Here is a 16,317-nt window from a genome sequence, read left to right as displayed (position 1 = left end):
GCGGCCCCCGCGCTTCAGGTCAATTCTCTATTCCTCGCCGCGGCGCGCGCCATAACCGCGTGGCGGCGGCGGCGCCTCCTCCTCGTCCTCGGGCGGAAGCTCCTCGTCCTGCGGCGACGGGCGATCGCGCGGACCGAGCACATCGGTGTCGATCTGCGAGCCTTCGACGAACTCGCCGACGCTGTTGAGCACATCGTCGAGCGACATCTCGTTGTCGTATTGCTCCTCGACCGGCGGTGGTGGCAGCACCGAGACGCCGAGCGCACGGACCATGAAGTCGCGCCAGACGCGCGCCGGGATGCCGCCGCCCGACAGGCCGGGGATCGGCGAATTATCGTCGTTGCCGATCCACACCGCCGCGACCAGATCGCCGGCATAGCCGATGAACCAGGCGTCACGCGCATCCTGCGTGGTCCCGGTCTTGCCGAAGGCGGGGATCGACAACGCGGCGCCGCGGCCGGTGCCCGCGCTGACGACGGTGGCGAGCAACGAGCGCATGTCGTCGAGCTGCCCGCCGGGGATACGCGTCGCCGAACCGAGTCGCGCGGCAAGCCAGTCGTCGGCGCTCTCGGCATCGTCGAGCCCGCGCGGACGCACCGGATAGCTGCCGTTGGCCACTGCGGCATAGGCGGCGGTCAGCTCGAGCAGCGAGACATTCGAGGTGCCGAGCGCGATCGAGGCTTCGCTCGCGATCGGCGTCGAGATGCCGAGGTCGCGCGCGGCGCGAATCACCCGGCCGACGCCGATCTCGTTGGTCAGCCGCGCCGCGACGACGTTGCTCGACTTGGCGAAAGCCTGGCGCAGCGTGATCTTGCCGGCATAGCGCCCGTCGCTGTTGGTCGGCGACCAGTCGCCGATCGTCACCGGCGAATCATCGACGATGCTGTCCGGTGTCATCCCCGAGCGCAATGCGGCGAGATAGACGAACAGCTTGAAGGTCGAGCCCGGCTGGCGCCGCGCCTGGGTGGCGCGGTTGAACGGGCTCTCGCGATAGCTCTTGCCGCCGACCATCGCGACGACGCGGCCGTCGGGGCGCATCGCGACGAGCGCGATCTGGGTCTTGCGCAGCCCCGCGCCGCGCACCGCGCGCTCGGCCGCCTGTTGAAGATCCATTTCGAGCGTGGTTTTGACCGTCTGCTCGGTCGCCACCCCGCCGGCGCGATCGCGCGCCTCGGGGAGCACCCAATCGGCGAAATAGGTGCCGTTGGGGAGTTCCTTCTCCTTGCTCACCCGCAGCACCGCCGGGCGCACCCGCGCGGCCTCGGCCTCGGTCAGCGCGCCGCTCGCCACCATCGCGCCGATCACCAGCTTCTGCCGCTCGCGCGCGCCCTTGAGATTGCCCGTCGGCGCGAGCCGGCTCGGCGCTTTGACCAGCCCGGCGAGCAGCGAGGCCTGGCTGAGCGTCAGCTTCTCGGGCGTGGTGCTGAAATAATGCTCCGCGGCGGCGCGCAGGCCATAGACATTGTCGCCGAAATAGACGTTCGAAAGATAGCGCGAGAGAATCTCCTCCTTGGTGAGCCATGCCTCGAGCCAGAAGGCGATCATCACCTCGCGCAGCTTGCGCGTCATCGTCCGATCGGAAGTGAGGAACGCGTTCTTGGCGAGCTGCTGGGTGATCGTGCTGCCGCCCTGCGAGCCGCCGCTGCTCGTCGCGTTGTGAAGGAACGCGCGCATGATCCCGCGCGGATCGACGCCGAGATGCGAATAGAAGCGCCGATCCTCGATCGCAGTGAAGGCCTGGGCGACGTGATCGGGCAATTTGGTGACGTCGACCGGACCGGCGATGTCGGCGCCGCGGCGCGCGATCGGCTTGCCCTCGGCCGAGAGCAAGGTGATCGACGGCGGCGCCGGCGGCTGGAGCGACTTCGATAGCGGCGCGGTGAGCGCGAGCCAGGCCACGGCGAGCACGAAGAGCAGGATGAACCCGGCAATTCCCCAGCTCACCCAGCGCCAGCGGAAGCGAAAGCGCCGCTTGCGGATCGCAGGGAGATTGCCCGCCTCGCCTTCGTCGCCGCCTCCCCCGCCGTCGGACGGCGGCGGGGGAGGCGGCGGCGGCGCGCGCCAGAAGGGATCGGGAACGAGGCCCGGCCTGGGTGCCTCGGGCACCGGCACGGCGACGGTCGCTTCGAGCGGCGTGAGACTCGCGCTCTGCGGCCGCCACGCACGGACCTGCGGCGCCGACGAGTCGTCGCCGGATTCAGCCGGTCGCCGTAGCGGAAAGCGGACGTCGCCGGAGCCGGGTTCGCGGGCCATCAGGGCCTCTTATCGGCCTCGCGGCACAGGGAAAAGTGCAACACCACGGTGTGTTGTTATTATAAGACAGTTCGTAAGGCAAGCCGTCAGGCGGCGGTGCCGCCGACGGTAAGGCCTTCGACCAGCAGGGTCGGCTGGCCGACGCCGGCGGGAACCGACTGGCCGCCCTTGCCGCACATCCCCACCCCTTCGTCGAGCGCGAAGTCATTGCCGATGCCGGTGACCTTGTGGAGCACGGTGGGGCCGTCGCCGATCAACGTCGCGCCCTTGATCGGACGGCCGAGCTTGCCGTTCTCGATCCGATAGGCCTCGGTGCACGAGAAGACGAACTTGCCCGAGACGATGTCGACCTGCCCGCCGCCGAACGACTTGGCATAGATGCCGCGCTTCACCCGCGCGAGCAGCTCTGCGGGATCGTCGTTGCCGCCCTTCATGAAGGTGTTGGTCATCCGCGGCATCGGCGCGTGCTGGAACGATTCGCGGCGGCCGTTACCGGTCGGCGCGACGCCCATCAGCCGGGCGTTGAGGCGATCCTGCATATAGCCCTTGAGGATGCCGTCCTCGATCAGGACGGTCTCGCGCGTCGGCGTGCCTTCGTCGTCGATCGACAGCGAGCCGCGCCGATCGGTGATCGATCCGTCATCGACCACGGTGACGCCCGGCGCGGCGACGCGCTCGCCGATCCGGCCCGAAAAGGCGCTGGTGCCCTTGCGATTGAAATCGCCCTCGAGACCGTGGCCGACCGCTTCGTGGAGCAGCACGCCGGGCCAGCCAGGGCCGCACAGCACGGTCATGTCGCCGGCGGGGGCGTCCTCGGCATCGAGATTGACCAGCGCCTGCGCCAGCGCCTCGTCGATCGCGCGGTTCCACGTCGCGGGCTCGAACAGCCGGTCGTAGAGCGTGCGCCCGCCGGTGCCGAAGCTGCCGGTCTCGCGCCGGCCATTGGTTTCGACGACGACCGAGACGTTGAGCCGGACCAGCGGACGGACATCGGTGGCGATGAAGCCGTCGGGGCGGACGATCTCGACCACGCCCCATGAGCCGGTCAGCCCGACCGAGACCTGGACGACGCGCGGATCGCGGGCGCGGGCGGCGGCATCGATCGTCTGGCAGAGATTCACCTTGTCGGCGAAGGGCACCAGATCGAGCGGATCGCTGTCGGTGTAGAGGTGGCGGTTGCTGCCCTGCGGCGGCGGCGCCTTCCCGTTCCTGCTCGGCTCGATCAGCGTCATCGTCTCGGCGGCGCGGCGAATCGCGGCGGGGCTGATCTCGTTGGCATGGGCAAACGCCGTGGTCTCGCCCGATACCGCGCGCAGACCGAACCCCGACTGGGTGTCGAACGACGCGGTCTTGAGCCGGCCGTCGTCGAAACCGAACGCCTCGGTCTTGCGATATTGGAGATAGAGCTCACCATCCTCGGCGCTGGCCAGCGCGTCGGCGGTCAGCCGGGTGGCGGTTTCGGGGTCAAGCTCGCGATAGAGGAACGCGCGGGGATCCGAGGGAATCGACATTCCGACGATATAGGATGGCAAGTGACTTTGTCGAAGGCCGTCTCGATCACCCGTAGACGCAGGGCGAGAGGCGGGGCCGCAATTTGCCCGGGAAGTGGTTCCTACCGCGGGCAATCCGAGCGCCTGCTGGTAAGGTGCCGACCCCGGCGGCGGCTTCAGTGCCCCCGGCAGGCCAGCGCTTCGAGGATCTCCTCGATCCGCGCGGGATCGCCCGCGGCGACGACTTCGCCGTTGCTACCGGCATGGAGCGGATCGCCCTGCCAATCGCACATCCGCCCGCCGGCGCCTTCGACGATCGGGACGAGCGCGGCGAAATCGTGGAGCTTGAGGCCTGCCTCGACGACGATATCGAGCCAGCCGCTCGCGACGCAGCCATAATTATAGCAGTCGCCGCCGAGCACCGTGCTCATCACCGCGGCATCGAGATGCTCGAAGGCGTGGAGCTGGTGATCGTCGAACAGCGCCGGCGAGGTGGTGCCGAGAATCGCGCCCTTGAGATCGCGGCAGGCGCGGGTCTCGGTCGGCTTGCCGTTGAAGAGCGTCGGGCGTCCCGCGACGCCGAGCCAGCGCTCGCCGATGATCGGCTGGTCGATCACCCCGAGCAACGGCCAGCCATCCTCGATCAAGGCGATCAGCGTCCCGAAGATCGGGCGGCCGGCGATGAAGGCGCGGGTGCCGTCGATCGGATCGAGCACCCATTGCCGCCCGCTGCTGCCTTCGCGGATACCGAACTCCTCGCCGATGATGCCGTCCATCGGCCGCTCGGCGATGAGCAGCCGACGCATCGCCTCCTCGGCCTCGCGATCGGCACGCGTCACCGGCGACTGATCCTCCTTGGCCTCGAGCCCGAAGGACCCGCGGAAATAGGGACGGATCGCCGCGCCCGCGGCATCGGCGAGGCGCGCGGCAAGCGCGATATCGGTCTCGGAAACGGCCATGTCCGCCGCCCTACCCGCCCGTTTTTGACTCGCCAAGGTCACAAAGCGCTGTCAGTCGTTTCGGCAATGCGTCTGATCCTCGTGCTCCTCGGTCTCGCTGCCTCGTCCCCCGCGCTCGCCCAGGTGCGGGCGGTGCCTGCCCAGCCGGCGTCCGAGGCCGAGGCGCTGCGCGGAGTCGAGGTGTTTCTCGTCAACGAGACGGCCGCGCCGATCGCCGACGCCGGCCCGCGCCAGATCGAGGTCACCGCGGTGGACGGCACGCGGCTGGTGCTCGAGCGCGCGCCCGGCCCGACCCCGACGATCGCCCCCGGCGGCTTCGCCAAGGCACGCTATGTGCCGGTCGGCATCGCCGGCACCGCGATTCCGCCAGGCGCGCAGCACGCCGCGGCGAAGATCCCTGCCGAGGAGAGCGTGGTGCAGAGCTCGACCGGCTCCTCCGCCGCCTTCCTCGGCCGATTCGAGCCGCACGAGCCGGTCTATGGCGTGTTCGGCACCGGCGATGCCGGCGGCAAGCTGCAGGTAAGCTTCGCTTTCCGCCCGTTCGCCGAAGACGCGCCGCTCAAGCTCGGCAACCTCCGCTTCGCCTATACCCAGACGATGTTCTGGGCGCTGCGCGAGCCCTCGGGCCCGTTCCGTTCGACCAACTACACCCCCGAAGTCTATGCCGACGTGCCCGTCGACGAGACGACCAAGGTGGCGCTGGGCTGGCGGCACGATTCGAACGGCCGCGGCGCGCTCGATTCGGTCGATCTCAACCGCCTCTTCGGCCGGGTCGAGAAGAGCTTCGATCTCGGCGGCGACTGGCATCTCGACGTCGCGCCCCAGGCCTGGTTCTATGTCGGCAAGCTTGGCGTCGCTCCCGATGTGAAGGACTATTTCGGCTATACCGCGCTGACCGCCGCGATCCGCCAGAAGGACGGGCTCAAGATCGCGATCACCGGGCGCGGCAATTTCGAGACCCGCCGCGGCGGCGCCGAGCTGTTCGCCTCGTATCCGCTCGCGCCGATCGGCGGCGGCGTCGGTTTCTATCTCTTCGGCCAGGCTTTTACCGGCTATGGTGAAGCGCTCGACGACTATCGTCGCAACGATACCCATGCGCGGATCGGGATCGCGCTGACCCGATAGACCGCCACCCAAGGAGTGATGCCATGCGGACCAAGCTTCTCCTCGCTGCCCTGCTCCTGCCGCTGTCGCTGCCGGTCGAGGCGGCGCTCGCCCCCGGCGCGGTCGCCCCGAATTTCGTCGCGTCGGGCGCGATGGCGGGCAAGCCGCTCAACGTCGACCTCAAGGCCGCGCTCCGGAAGGGCCCGGTCGTGCTCTATTTCTTCCCCGCCGCATTCACCGGCGGCTGCAATGTCGAAGCGGCCGCCTTTGCCGCGGCGCTTCCCGATTTCACCGCGGCAGGCGCGACCGTGATCGGGATGACGGCGGGCAATGTCGACAAGCTCGTCGCCTTTTCGAGCGCGCATTGCGCGGGCAAGTTCGCGGTGGCCGCGGCGTCGCCCCAGGTGATCAAGGGCTATGACGTGCTGCTCAAAAAGCCCGACGGCACGCCGACGACGGTCACCAGCCGGACCAGCTATGTGATCGCCCCCGACGGCAAGATCCTGTTCGCGCATACCGACATGAATCCCGGCGATCACATCAAGATGACGCTCGACGTCGTCCGCAAATACAAGGCCGGCAAGCGCGGCTGAGCGCCGGCTCTTCATTTCTGGGAAAGCATTTGCTCACCGGATATTAGCAGTTCGCCGTTAGACCCCTGTCCGATAGCAATGCGGGCGGGAACGCCGTCCGCGTCTTAAAGATGCAGGGGTTTAGGGCCTATGGTCGGCGCACGGGCCGTCCGGGCGGCAAGTCAAAGCGATTCGTCGCGCCGCCTTTACGACCGAATCGGCGAATTCCTTGTCGATCAGCGGCTCGACCCTGATCCCGGCAACTATGCTTTCGCTTATCATTTGCTCGCCGATCCCGAGGGCCCGCTCGCGCGTGCCGTCTATGCGCTCACCGATGGTGGCGTGCGGCTGACCCAGCGCGACATCGAGAAGCTCGGCTGCGACGTCCAGCCGACGCCCAACGCCAAGGATGCCAAGCAAAAGGCCGACGGGCTTGTCGCCGCGACCCAGATGCAGGTCGAGGGCTTCCAGGACATGGTCACTGCGATACGCGCCGAGACCCAGGGCTTCGGGCGCGACCTCGCGGCGAGCGCCGAGGCGATCTCGCGCTCGGGCGAGGCGGACAATGCCGGGGTGATCGGCGAAGTCGCGCGGATCACCGCGGGGATGATCGAGCGCGTCCACAGCGCCGAGGCCCGGCTCGAGAGCGCGACACGCGAAGCCAGCGAGCTGCGCCAGAAGCTCGAGGAAGCGCGCGACAATGCCCGGCGCGATCCGCTGACCGATCTGCCCAATCGCCGCGCGCTGGAAGAGGCCTATGCGGCGCAGGCGGCGACGGGCGCCGCGATCTGCCTCGCGGTGTGCGACGTCGATCATTTCAAGTCGGTCAATGACCGCTTCGGCCATGCGGTGGGCGACCGGGTGCTCAAGGCGATTGCCGAGGCGCTTGGCCAGACCTGCGCCGGCCATCTCGTCGCGCGCTATGGCGGCGAGGAATTCGCGGTGCTGTTCACCGGGGTGAGCATCGAAAGCGCGCGCGCCACGCTCGATGCCGCGCGCGCGACCGTCGCGACCAAGCGCTACCGGCTGCGCGAGAGCGACGCACCGCTCGGCGAGATCACCTTCTCGGCCGGGCTCGCCGCGGCGGAGGCGGGCGACGGGCTGTCGACGGTGTTCCACCGCGCCGACCGGCTGCTCTACGCGGCCAAGACCGCCGGGCGGAACTGTCTGCTGGTCGGCTGACCGATTCCGGACACTCACTGTCCGCTTGTGATTGGTGATTTACGCCAAATGAACGCGAAAATTTTCCCAACTCTCGCGGCCGCAAAAGTTTGAAATCATAGTTTTCAACTACTTATCGGAATTGGCACGCTCCCTGCTATAAAGTTGGCATCGGCAACCGGATGGTCCGGGAGCCGATCCAGCCAGGGAGTAAGTTCAAATGGCCGTCCGTCTCGTCTCGTTCCAGCACGCCGTTGCCGTCGTCAGCGCCGTCCTGCTCACCGCCGCTTTCGTCGTCTTCTCGACCCCGGTCGTCCCGATCGCCTGAGCCGGTTCGCATTCAAGGAGTTAGTCATCATGGTACGTAGCGTTCTGCTTGGCCTCGCATCGTTCGGCATCACCGCCACGATGGTCCTCGCCACCGCGACGCAGGGTTCGGCGCTGTTCGCCTGAACCCTGCCCCGCCGCCCGCAAGCGGCGATAAAGACACGGAACTTCCGGCGTTCCGCACCGGTTCTCTCGGCAAACCCTCCCTCTGGAGCCCGGCCGATGAGTGATACCGAGACGATCGACATGATCCACGAGGACGCGCTGCCCGGACATGAAAGCGCACTCGAACCCAAGCCAGACTGGGAGCCGCGCTACAGCGGCTCCGGCCGACTGAAGGACAAGGTCGCGGTGATCACCGGTGCCGATAGCGGCATCGGCCGCGCCGTCGCCGCGCTCTATGCGCGCGAAGGCGCCGATGTCGCGATCCTCTATCTGTGCGAGCATGACGATGCCGCGATGACCGCGAACATCGTCCGCTCGGAAGGTCGCGAGGCGCTGACCATCGCCGGCGATGTGGGCGACAAGGATTTCTGCGACCGCGCAGTCGCCCAGGTAATCGAGAAGTTCGGCCGGATCGACGTGCTGGTCAACAATGCCGGCGAGCAGCATCCGGACAAGGACATCACCGACATCACCGAGGAACAGCTCAAACGCACCTTCCAGACCAACATCTTCGGGATGTTCTTCCTCACCCAGGCGGCGCGCCCGCATCTGAAACAGGGCGCGGCGATCGTGAACTGCACCTCGGTGACGATGTACCAGGGCTCGAAGGAGCTGCTCGACTATTCGAGCACCAAGGGTGCGATCACTGCCTTCACCCGCAGCCTATCAGAGAATCTAGTGGGCGAGGGCATCCGCGTGAACGCCGTGGCGCCCGGGCCGATCTGGACCCCGCTCAACCCGATGGGGGGCGCCAGCCCCGAAAAGCTCGAGACTTTCGGCGAGAACACCCCGATGGGCCGGCCGGGCCAGCCCAACGAAGTCGCGCCCGCCTTCCTGTTCCTCGCCTGCGAGGATGCGAGCTATATGTCGGGGCAGGTGCTCCACCCCAATGGCGGGACGATCGTAAACGGCTAGGCGTCGACGGCTAAGCCGGCGCGGCGCTTCCGGCCGGCCCCACCGGCGCCTCTTCGCCGCGCGAATAGGTGCCGGTGAGCAGCCCCGCCGCGAGCACGCGCCCCGCCATCGCCTTGACGATCGCGCCGCGCCCTGGCGTATCGCCGACATCGGGGCCGGGGCCGAGCGCGAAGAGCTGGAAGGCATAATGATGCGGGCCGTGGCCGGTGGGCGGATCGGGCGGCAGCCAGCCTTCGCCGAGATACGAGTTGCGTCCGACATCCCGGCCGTCGTCGTCACCGCTGCCGTCGGCGCGGATCGCGCCCTCCTTGAGCTCGCCTTCGTGCGGCGGCAGGTCCCAGACCACCGCATGGACCAAAGGCTGCGGCGCCGGCGCGTCGGGATCCTCGACGATCAGCGCGAGCCGCTCGGTGCCTTCGGGAACCCCGGTCCAGAACAAGGGCGGCGAGACCCCCGCGCCGTCGGCGGTGAAGCGCTCGGGCAGGCGCGCGCCATTGGCGAAGGCGGGGCTGGCGAGATGCAATGCGGCGAAGGAGCCTAGCCCGGGCTGGGCGATGACGAGCTTGTCCGACCCCGCGCGCAATCCCTTGAGCGCGCTGCCCAGCCAATGGGGAACATGTTCGAGCATCCCGGCCTCCCTTCGATCCCGTGCCAACGTTCGACTCGCCGATCGCTATCCGGCCGGCCAGCATCGCGCGCGATGCTGGCGCGACGGAACCCTATGCGCTAGCGCAGGCGGCATGAGCGCACCCCATATCGTCGCCCTGGGCGGCACGCTGCGACCCGAATCGGTGACCGGACGGCTGCTCGCGGCCGCGCTGGACATCGCCGCGGCGCGCGGGGCGCGGGTCACGCTGCTCACCGGCGACGCGATCGCCTTCCCGCATTACGAACCGGGCAATGCCGAGCGCGATCCGGTGATCGGGCGCTATCTCGAGGCGCTGCGCACCGCCGATGCGGTGATCGTGGGGTCGCCCGGCTATCACGGGACGCTTTCGGGCCTGGTCAAGACCGCGCTCGATTATGTCGAGCAGCTCCGCGCCGACGAGCGCGTCTATTTCGACGGGCTGCCGGTGGGGCTGATCGCCACCGCGGGGGGCTGGCAGGCGGCGGTATCGACGCTGCAGGCGTTGCGCACGATCACCCATTCGCTGCGCGGCTGGCCCACGCCGATGGGCTTGGCGATCAACGTCGCCGAACCCGGCGACGCGATCGCCCAGTGCCAGCCGCAGATGGCGATCATGGTCGACCAGATCTTCGCCTTTCTGCGCCGCTGAGGCGGACGCCCTTAACGGTTTAATGAGGGCTTGGCGGCTAGCATCCGCGTTTGGACCGGGGGGTTTGAAACGCGAATGGAACAGGCTTCGAGCCGGGCAATAGCGGGCGCGCGCCGCAAGGCGATGCGCACCGTCCTGGCTACCGGCACTTGTCGCACCAGCCTGAACGAGATCGCACAGCGGCTGGGCAATCTCGGCTATCTCGTCGTGCTCGCCAACTCGGCCTGCCAGGCGCTCGAGCTCGTCTCGGCGCGCGGCTTCGACCTCGTTCTGATCGACGCGCTCGCCCCGACCAGCGCCGCGACGCATCTGCTCGCCGAGATCCGCGGATCGCGTGACACCGCGGACCTTCCGGTGATCATGCTCGGCGAGGGGCCGGACGAAGAGGCCGCCGTCGCCGCTTTCGGCGCCGGGGTCGATGATTGGCTGGCGAAGCCGATCGGGTTCGCGCTGCTCGGCGCGCGGATCGAGCGGACGCTGGCGCGCGCGACCCGGATCGAAGAACTCAAGCGGCTCAATCTCGCGCTCGACGCCCGCGTCGCCGCGCGTGCGATCGAGCTCGGCGAAGCACAAGCCGAACTGGCCGCGACCCGCGCCGACCGCATCCGGCTGATGGGATCGATCCGCCATCTCCATGACGAGCTAGCGGTGCGGCGCGACGCAGCATAGCGCTCCTAGCGCTCGAACCAGTGCCGCCGGACGAAATAGGCCGCGATCACCACTGCGATCACCACACAGAACCAGAATACGCCCCAGAACGCCCAAGGCTCGTGCGCGAAGGGGATGCCCGCCACGTTCATGCCGAGCAGCCCGGTGATGAAGGTCAGCGGCAGGAACACCATCGCGACGACCGCGATGATCAGCGAGCGCTGGTCGATCTGCTCCGAGCGGAGATCGGTGAGCGTCTCATGCGTGAGCGCGGCGCGCTCGCGAATACTCTCCAGCTCCTCGGCCATGCGCGCGGCGCGATCGGCGGCGGCGGAGAGATGGAGGCGATCGTCTTCGGCCAGCCAATCGCTCGGCATCGCGGCGAGCTTTTCGAGCGCGGCGCGCTGGGGATTGAGGAAGCGGCGAAAGCCGATCGCCTGGCTGCGCACGCGATTGACCATCCGGCGCAGCTCGAAGGCGTGGCGCGCGGCGATCTGCTCCTCGCAATCATCGAGCGAATCGCCGAGATCGGCGACCACGGGATCGAGTTCCTCGGTGATCGCGAGGGCGAGCGCGGCGATCAGATCGCCGGGATCGAGGATCTTGCCGGCCTCGACCCGCGCGCGGACCGGCTGAAGCGCATTGAGCGCCTTGCGCGTCACCGAGAAGACGCAGCCGTCATGCGCGTAGATACGGATCGAGGCGAGCAAATCGGACGCCGCGAGCTCGTCGGAGGACAGGCCGCGCAGGTTGATCACCGCGCCTTCGCCGAACGGATCGCAGCGCGGGCGCGTCTCGGCCGCGGTCAGCGCCTCGATGACATAAGGGGAAAGCCCCGCCTCGCCGCCAAGCCATGCCTTGGCGCGCGCGTCATTGGTGGTGAGGTGGATCCAGACGAGGCCGGCGCGGAACCCGAGCGCCTGCTTGAGCGGTGGCGATTCGACCTTCCCGTCGTGAACGACATAGGCAAAGCCGCTCATCGCGCCATCTCCAGATAGACCGACAGGCCCGTCCCGGACGCGGCGGGGGCGGCTTCGCAGGCGATGCGCGCCGCATCGGCGCGGGCGCGATCGAGAATGGCGTTCGGCACTTCGGGACGATGATAGACGCGCTCGGCCTGCGCAAGCGCGCGCGCCTGGCGCAGGCTGAGATCGTCCGGATCGCCCGAGGCGAGAGCGAAGCGGAGCAGCGCCGGGGCGGGTTCGGCCGCGTCCGCCAGCCATGTAGCGACCGCATCCTCCTCATGCTCCCAAAGCGGATCGAGCGGGCCCGCCAGCGCGGCGCCCAGCGCCCGCCGGCGCGCGCCCGACTCGGGCCAGCGCCGCCGGATCGCCGGCTTCGCTGCCGCCAATGCCCGCGCCAGCCCGCCAAGCCCCACCGGCAGCACGACCTCGAGCCGTTGGCGGAGCGCCGCGGCCAGTCCCGCCGAGACGCCGCCGGTGCCGACCGCGACCAGCACGGGGTCGCGATCGACGATCGCGGGCAGGGTGAAGTCGCAGAGATCGGGCCGGTCGACCGTGTTGACCAGCACGCCGCGCGCGCGCAGCCGCACGACGATCGGCTCGGGCGCCTCGACTGCGACGATCGCGAGCGCGGCCGCCGCCGCTTCGTCGACGACGCGCGCGCCGGCGCGCTCGAGCAGCCGCCGCTTGGCGTCCGCGATCTCGCCCGTGCCGATCAGGATCACCGGCCGCCCCGCCAGCTTCACGAAGATCGGCAGGGCGGCGAGGCTCATTTCAGCCAGTCCGGAACATGTTCCTCGGCCATGATCGCCTCGGCCGAGATCCGGCCGGCGACGACCTCGAAGCGATCGCCGGAGACGAGCACTTCGGGGACGAGCGGGCGGCTATTGTAGGTGCTCGCCATCGTCGCGCCATAGGCGCCGGCACTGCGCAGGATCGCGAGGTCGCCGGTCTGGACGCGGTCGATCTCGCGGCCCTTGGCGAAGACGTCGCTGCTCTCGCAGACCGGGCCGGCGACATTGGCGACGAACTTCTCGCCGCTGGGGCGGACCGCCTCGAAATCGTGATGCGCGTCGTACATCGCGACTCGCGCGAGATCGTTCATCGCCGCATCGACGATGACCCAGGGATTGACCGCGCCCGGCTTCACCCACAGCACCTCGGTGAGCAGCACCCCGGCATTGGCCGAGATCACCCGGCCGGGCTCGAACATCAGCTCGACGTCCCAGCCGCGCGTGACGCGCTCGACCATCGCGCCGAACGCGGCCGGCGAAGGCGGATTGTCGCTGTCGCGGTAGCGCACGCCGAGCCCGCCGCCGAGATCGACATGGGTGATGCTGTGGCCGGCAGCGCGCAGATCGGCGACGAGCTTGCCCACACGCTCGAACGCGCGCTCGAGCGGCGCGAGGCTCTGGAGCTGGCTGCCGATATGGACCGCGATGCCGCGCAGATCGAGCCCGGGCAGCGGCGCGAGACGATCGAAGATCGCGGGCGCCTCGTCGATCGGCAGGCCGAATTTGTTCTCGGCGCGGCCGGTGGAGATCTTCTCGTGCGTGCCGGCATCGACGTCGGGGTTCACGCGCAAGGTCGCCGGCGCGCGCAGGCCGCGCGCTGCGGCGATCTCGGCAAGGACGACGCCTTCTTCCTCGAGCTCGAGGTTGAACTGGCCGATGCCGACGTCGAGCCCCTGCTCAAGCTCGGCGCGGGTCTTGCCGACGCCCGAGAAGACGATGTCCTTCGCCGCCATCCCCGCCGCCAGCGCGCGGGCGAGCTCGCCGCCCGACACGACATCGGCGCCGAAGCCTTCATTGGCGAGCAACCGCAGCACGGCGAGATTGGGATTGGCCTTGACCGCGAAAGCGAGGTGCTTGCGCGCGATCCCGGCCAGACCGTCGCGGAACACGCGGGCATGGCGCTGGAAGGTCGCGGCCGAATAGACATAGACGGGAGTGCCGACAGCTTCGGCAATCCGCGCGAGCGGGACGTTCTCGACGTGCAGTTCGCCGTCGATCAAATTGAAATGGTCCATTGTTGTCCGTCAGTTGGGTGGCGGCAGATCGAACTTGTCGCTGCGCCTTTTGTCGGTGCTTTCGATCAGATCATCGCTGCGCGCGGGGCGGGTCTGCACCGGCGGCTTGAGCAGATCGTCGGGGGTCGGCGTCGCGGTGGCACCGAAGGGTGCCGGCGGCAGCGCCTGGCCCGGCGCGGGTTTAAGACCTTCGCGCGCGCCGCAGCCGGCCAGCGCCAAAAGTCCTCCCACCAGCAGCAGCCGCTTCATTGGCCTTCCTCCTCGCGCGCCTTGCGGGCCGCGGCGATCGCCGCACGCACCCGCACCGGCGCGGTACCGCCGAAACTCGTGCGGCTGTTCACCGACGCGTCGACGCTGAGAACGCCATATACGCGATCGTCGATCCGCGCGTCGATTTCCTTGAGGGCATCGAGCGATAACTGATCGAGCCGGACGCCTTGCGCCTCGGCCGCCGCGACGGCGCGCCCGGTGATGTGGTGCGCCTCGCGGAACGGCACGCCGGCCTCGCGGACCAGCCAGTCGGCAAGATCGGTCGCGGTGGCGAAGCCGCTCTCGGCAAGCGCGCGCATGCGATCGGTGCGGAAGGTCGCGCTCTCGACCATCCCGGTCATCGCCGCGATGCACAGGCCGAGCAGGTCGTGCGCCTCGAACACCGGCGGCTTGTCGTCCTGCATGTCCTTCGAATAGGCGAGCGGCAGGCCCTTCATCGTCATCATCAGCGACACCAGCGCCCCGGTAATCCGTCCCGAATGGCCGCGGACCAGCTCGGCGGCGTCGGGATTGCGCTTCTGCGGCATGATCGAGCTGCCGGTCGACCATTGATCCGACAGGCTGACGAAGCCGAAGGGCTGGCTCGCCCAGATCACGAATTCCTCGGCGAGACGGCTGAGGTGCAGGCTGCACTGCGCCGCCGCGGTGAGATATTCGAGCGCGAAGTCGCGGTCCGACACCGAATCGAGCGAGTTGCGCGTCGGACCGTCGAAGCCGAGCGCAGCGGCGGTCGCCTCGCGATCGAGCGGGAAGCCGGTGCCGGCGAGCGCCGCCGAGCCCAGCGGGCAGAGGTTCATCCGCGCGCGCGCGTCGACCAGTCGCGCGCGATCGCGCGCGATCATCTCGAAATAGGCCATCAGATGATGGCCGAGCGTCACTGGCTGGGCGCTCTGGAGATGGGTGAAGCCGGGCATCACGCTCTCGGCATGCTCCTCGGCACGCGCGAGCAAAGCGTCCTGCAGCCCGCCCAGCGCCGCTTCGGCCTGGTCGATCGCATCGCGCACCCAGAGGCGGAAATCGGTCGCGACCTGGTCGTTGCGCGAGCGCGCGGTGTGGAGCCGGCCCGCCGACGGCCCGATCCGGTCGGCGAGCCGCGCTTCGGCGAGCATATGGATGTCCTCGAGCGCGAGATCGTCGGGCACGCCCTCGGCCTCGAACTCGGCGGCGACGGCGTCGAGCCCTTCGGCGATCCGGGCGGCATCCTCCGCCGAGACGATGCCCTGCTTGCCCAGCATCGCGGCATGCGCCTGGCTGCCGCGCAGATCCTGCCGCCACATCCGCTTGTCGAAGGGAATCGACGCGTTTATCTCACGCATGACGGCGGACGGGCCTTCGGCGAAGCGCCCGCCCCACATGGCATTGGAGCTATGCTTGCGCTCGACTATCGCGCTTCTCCTCGTCGCTGCAGGCCTGATCGGCGGCTGCGATAGGCAATCCGGGCCCGAGCGGCAAGCCGAGGCCGCGAATGCCGCCGCGACGGGCGTCGCACCGGCGCCCGGCGCGTCGGCAACGCCAGCCACGACTGCGGCTTCCGGCTCCCCCGCGGCTGCCCCGATGGCCGACAAGCTCGACCGCAGCCACAAGGGCGAGGCCGCGCCGACGCTGCCCTTCACCGACGCCGCCGGCAAGAAGCGCACGCTCGCCGATTTCCGCGGCAAGCCGGTGCTGCTCAATCTCTGGGCGACGTGGTGCGCGCCCTGCGTCAAGGAAATGCCGACGCTCGACGCATTGGCGGCGCGCGAAGGCGAGCGGCTCCAGGTGGTGACGGTGAGCCAGGATTTCGAACCGGCCAAGGTTGCGCCGTTCTTCGAGAAGGCGCAGCTCCACAAGCTTCCGCCCTTTGTCGACAGCGACCTCGCCTTCGGCACGCAACTCGGAGTCAATCTGCCGGCGACGATTCTCTACGATTCGCGTGGCCGCGAGGTCTGGCGGATGCTCGGGGAGAATGACTGGGCGAGCGAGGCAGCGGCGAAGCTGATCGCCGAGGCGCGCTGAGCGGCCGATAAGGTAGCTGGATGCCCCGTGAGGATTCGAACCTCAATTGACGGAGTCAGAGTCCGTAGTCTTACCTTTAGACGACGGGGCAATAGCGCGCTCCCCTAAGTGGCGGAAATCGGCCGGTCAAGGGTCTTGGCATCGCGCCACGCGACAAAAGCCGCCGACTCGGGCCCGTTGCCCCCGCCTT

16 protein-coding genes and 1 tRNA gene are annotated in these 16,317 nt (G+C 68.8%); 7 read left to right on the top strand and 10 right to left on the bottom strand.

The genetic code is table 11. From position 1 onward, the window contains the following. Nucleotides 1-27: 27 nt before the first annotated feature. The 3 genes from E5A74_RS10085 to hisN form a co-directional block, all read right to left on the bottom strand. Nucleotides 28-2,253: a transglycosylase domain-containing protein gene (locus E5A74_RS10085; protein WP_135984451.1), complete on the bottom strand. Its 2,226-nt coding sequence runs from the start codon at nt 2,251-2,253 to the stop codon at nt 28-30. A gap of 86 nt (nt 2,254-2,339) precedes the next feature. Continuing rightward, nucleotides 2,340-3,764: a metalloprotease TldD gene (gene tldD / locus E5A74_RS10080; RefSeq protein WP_135984449.1), complete on the bottom strand. Its 1,425-nt coding sequence runs from the start codon at nt 3,762-3,764 to the stop codon at nt 2,340-2,342. A gap of 155 nt (nt 3,765-3,919) precedes the next feature. Beyond that, on the bottom strand, nt 3,920-4,702 hold the full coding sequence (hisN, locus tag E5A74_RS10075) for a histidinol-phosphatase (RefSeq protein WP_135984446.1): 783 nt from the start codon (nt 4,700-4,702) through the stop codon (nt 3,920-3,922). A 66-nt stretch (nt 4,703-4,768) separates the two neighbouring features. Between hisN and E5A74_RS10070 the strand changes: the two genes are divergently transcribed. The 4 genes from E5A74_RS10070 (at nt 4,769) to E5A74_RS10055 (ending at nt 8,946) form a co-directional block, all read left to right on the top strand. Then, a complete protein-coding gene (locus E5A74_RS10070) occupies nt 4,769-5,827 on the top strand; it encodes a phospholipase A (protein WP_135984444.1) in 1,059 nt (352 codons plus the stop codon). A 23-nt stretch (nt 5,828-5,850) separates the two neighbouring features. Then, the gene (locus E5A74_RS10065) at nt 5,851-6,399 is read left to right on the top strand and encodes a peroxiredoxin (protein ID WP_135984442.1); all 549 of its coding nucleotides are present in this window, start codon (nt 5,851-5,853) and stop codon (nt 6,397-6,399) included. 129 nt (nt 6,400-6,528) lie between these two features. Further along, nucleotides 6,529-7,560 (top strand): GGDEF domain-containing protein, encoded by a 1,032-nt coding sequence (locus E5A74_RS10060; RefSeq protein WP_135984440.1) that lies wholly within the window; start codon nt 6,529-6,531, stop codon nt 7,558-7,560. Nucleotides 7,561-8,088: 528 nt separating this feature from the next. After that, entirely contained in the window at nt 8,089-8,946 is an 858-nt protein-coding gene (locus tag E5A74_RS10055) for an SDR family oxidoreductase (protein ID WP_135984438.1), read from the top strand. Between the two features lie 10 nt (nt 8,947-8,956). Here the strand turns inward: E5A74_RS10055 and E5A74_RS10050 are convergent, their stop codons facing one another. Then, a complete protein-coding gene (locus E5A74_RS10050) occupies nt 8,957-9,574 on the bottom strand; it encodes a YbhB/YbcL family Raf kinase inhibitor-like protein (protein ID WP_135984436.1) in 618 nt (205 codons plus the stop codon). Between the two features lie 112 nt (nt 9,575-9,686). Here E5A74_RS10050 and E5A74_RS10045 point away from each other — a divergent pair, with 112 nt between their 5' ends. Together E5A74_RS10045 and E5A74_RS10040 are read left to right on the top strand one after the other, a co-directional pair. Further along, a complete protein-coding gene (locus tag E5A74_RS10045; protein ID WP_135984434.1) occupies nt 9,687-10,223 on the top strand; it encodes an NADPH-dependent FMN reductase in 537 nt (178 codons plus the stop codon). A gap of 123 nt (nt 10,224-10,346) precedes the next feature. Then, nucleotides 10,347-10,892 carry a response regulator gene (locus E5A74_RS10040; protein WP_135984432.1) on the top strand — a complete coding sequence of 182 codons (546 nt, stop codon included), beginning with the start codon at nt 10,347-10,349 and terminating at the stop codon, nt 10,890-10,892. 5 nt (nt 10,893-10,897) lie between these two features. On the opposite strand, the gene E5A74_RS10035 is transcribed toward E5A74_RS10040, so the two are convergent. The 5 genes from E5A74_RS10035 to argH are packed head-to-tail and all read right to left on the bottom strand — an operon-like array spanning nt 10,898 to nt 15,487. Next, nucleotides 10,898-11,851, bottom strand: coding sequence for a zinc transporter ZntB (locus E5A74_RS10035; RefSeq protein WP_135984430.1), 954 nt, complete (start codon nt 11,849-11,851; stop codon nt 10,898-10,900). After that, nucleotides 11,848-12,606: a precorrin-2 dehydrogenase/sirohydrochlorin ferrochelatase family protein gene (locus E5A74_RS10030; RefSeq protein WP_135984428.1), complete on the bottom strand. Its 759-nt coding sequence runs from the start codon at nt 12,604-12,606 to the stop codon at nt 11,848-11,850. Before E5A74_RS10030 ends, E5A74_RS10035 begins: the two co-directional genes overlap by 4 nt. Next, nucleotides 12,603-13,862 (bottom strand): diaminopimelate decarboxylase, encoded by a 1,260-nt coding sequence (gene lysA, locus E5A74_RS10025; RefSeq protein ID WP_135984426.1) that lies wholly within the window; start codon nt 13,860-13,862, stop codon nt 12,603-12,605. Before lysA ends, E5A74_RS10030 begins: the two co-directional genes overlap by 4 nt. A 9-nt stretch (nt 13,863-13,871) precedes the next feature. Beyond that, nucleotides 13,872-14,111: a hypothetical protein gene (locus E5A74_RS10020; protein ID WP_135984424.1), complete on the bottom strand. Its 240-nt coding sequence runs from the start codon at nt 14,109-14,111 to the stop codon at nt 13,872-13,874. Beyond that, the gene (gene argH / locus E5A74_RS10015) at nt 14,108-15,487 is read right to left on the bottom strand and encodes an argininosuccinate lyase (RefSeq protein WP_135984422.1); all 1,380 of its coding nucleotides are present in this window, start codon (nt 15,485-15,487) and stop codon (nt 14,108-14,110) included. The genes E5A74_RS10020 and argH overlap by 4 nt, the downstream gene beginning before the upstream one ends. A 199-nt stretch (nt 15,488-15,686) precedes the next feature. Here argH and E5A74_RS10010 point away from each other — a divergent pair, with 199 nt between their 5' ends. Continuing rightward, nucleotides 15,687-16,127 (top strand): TlpA family protein disulfide reductase, encoded by a 441-nt coding sequence (locus tag E5A74_RS10010; RefSeq protein WP_338111836.1) that lies wholly within the window; start codon nt 15,687-15,689, stop codon nt 16,125-16,127. A gap of 17 nt (nt 16,128-16,144) precedes the next feature. Here E5A74_RS10010 and E5A74_RS10005 read toward each other — a convergent pair. Continuing rightward, nucleotides 16,145-16,218: transfer RNA gene (locus E5A74_RS10005), tRNA-Gln, on the bottom strand. Nucleotides 16,219-16,317 lie beyond the last annotated feature (99 nt).

This window comes from Sphingomonas naasensis (assembly GCF_004792695.1).
In the GTDB taxonomy this organism is placed as follows: Bacteria; Pseudomonadota; Alphaproteobacteria; order Sphingomonadales; family Sphingomonadaceae; genus Sphingomonas; species Sphingomonas naasensis.
The sequence above is the reverse complement of the archived record's forward strand: the minus strand, read 5'-3'. Positions and strand labels throughout refer to the sequence as shown.

What these genes read in the sequence shown, in the direction of transcription:
- E5A74_RS10070 (WP_135984444.1), top strand. Translation starts at nt 4,769, where the DNA reads ATGCGTCTGATCCTCGTGCTCCTCGGTCTCGCTGCCTCGTCCCCCGCG.
- E5A74_RS10065 (WP_135984442.1), top strand. Translation starts at nt 5,851, where the DNA reads ATGCGGACCAAGCTTCTCCTCGCTGCCCTGCTCCTGCCGCTGTCGCTG.
- lysA (WP_135984426.1), bottom strand. Translation starts at nt 13,862, where the DNA reads ATGGACCATTTCAATTTGATCGACGGCGAACTGCACGTCGAGAACGTC.
- hisN (WP_135984446.1), bottom strand. Translation starts at nt 4,702, where the DNA reads ATGGCCGTTTCCGAGACCGATATCGCGCTTGCCGCGCGCCTCGCCGAT.
- E5A74_RS10050 (WP_135984436.1), bottom strand. Translation starts at nt 9,574, where the DNA reads ATGCTCGAACATGTTCCCCATTGGCTGGGCAGCGCGCTCAAGGGATTG.
- E5A74_RS10055 (WP_135984438.1), top strand. Translation starts at nt 8,089, where the DNA reads ATGAGTGATACCGAGACGATCGACATGATCCACGAGGACGCGCTGCCC.
- E5A74_RS10060 (WP_135984440.1), top strand. Translation starts at nt 6,529, where the DNA reads ATGGTCGGCGCACGGGCCGTCCGGGCGGCAAGTCAAAGCGATTCGTCG.
- E5A74_RS10085 (WP_135984451.1), bottom strand. Translation starts at nt 2,253, where the DNA reads ATGGCCCGCGAACCCGGCTCCGGCGACGTCCGCTTTCCGCTACGGCGA.
- E5A74_RS10020 (WP_135984424.1), bottom strand. Translation starts at nt 14,111, where the DNA reads ATGAAGCGGCTGCTGCTGGTGGGAGGACTTTTGGCGCTGGCCGGCTGC.
- argH (WP_135984422.1), bottom strand. Translation starts at nt 15,487, where the DNA reads ATGTGGGGCGGGCGCTTCGCCGAAGGCCCGTCCGCCGTCATGCGTGAG.
- E5A74_RS10045 (WP_135984434.1), top strand. Translation starts at nt 9,687, where the DNA reads ATGAGCGCACCCCATATCGTCGCCCTGGGCGGCACGCTGCGACCCGAA.
- E5A74_RS10040 (WP_135984432.1), top strand. Translation starts at nt 10,347, where the DNA reads ATGCGCACCGTCCTGGCTACCGGCACTTGTCGCACCAGCCTGAACGAG.
- E5A74_RS10010 (WP_338111836.1), top strand. Translation starts at nt 15,687, where the DNA reads ATGGCCGACAAGCTCGACCGCAGCCACAAGGGCGAGGCCGCGCCGACG.
- E5A74_RS10035 (WP_135984430.1), bottom strand. Translation starts at nt 11,851, where the DNA reads ATGAGCGGCTTTGCCTATGTCGTTCACGACGGGAAGGTCGAATCGCCA.
- tldD (WP_135984449.1), bottom strand. Translation starts at nt 3,764, where the DNA reads ATGTCGATTCCCTCGGATCCCCGCGCGTTCCTCTATCGCGAGCTTGAC.
- E5A74_RS10030 (WP_135984428.1), bottom strand. Translation starts at nt 12,606, where the DNA reads ATGAGCCTCGCCGCCCTGCCGATCTTCGTGAAGCTGGCGGGGCGGCCG.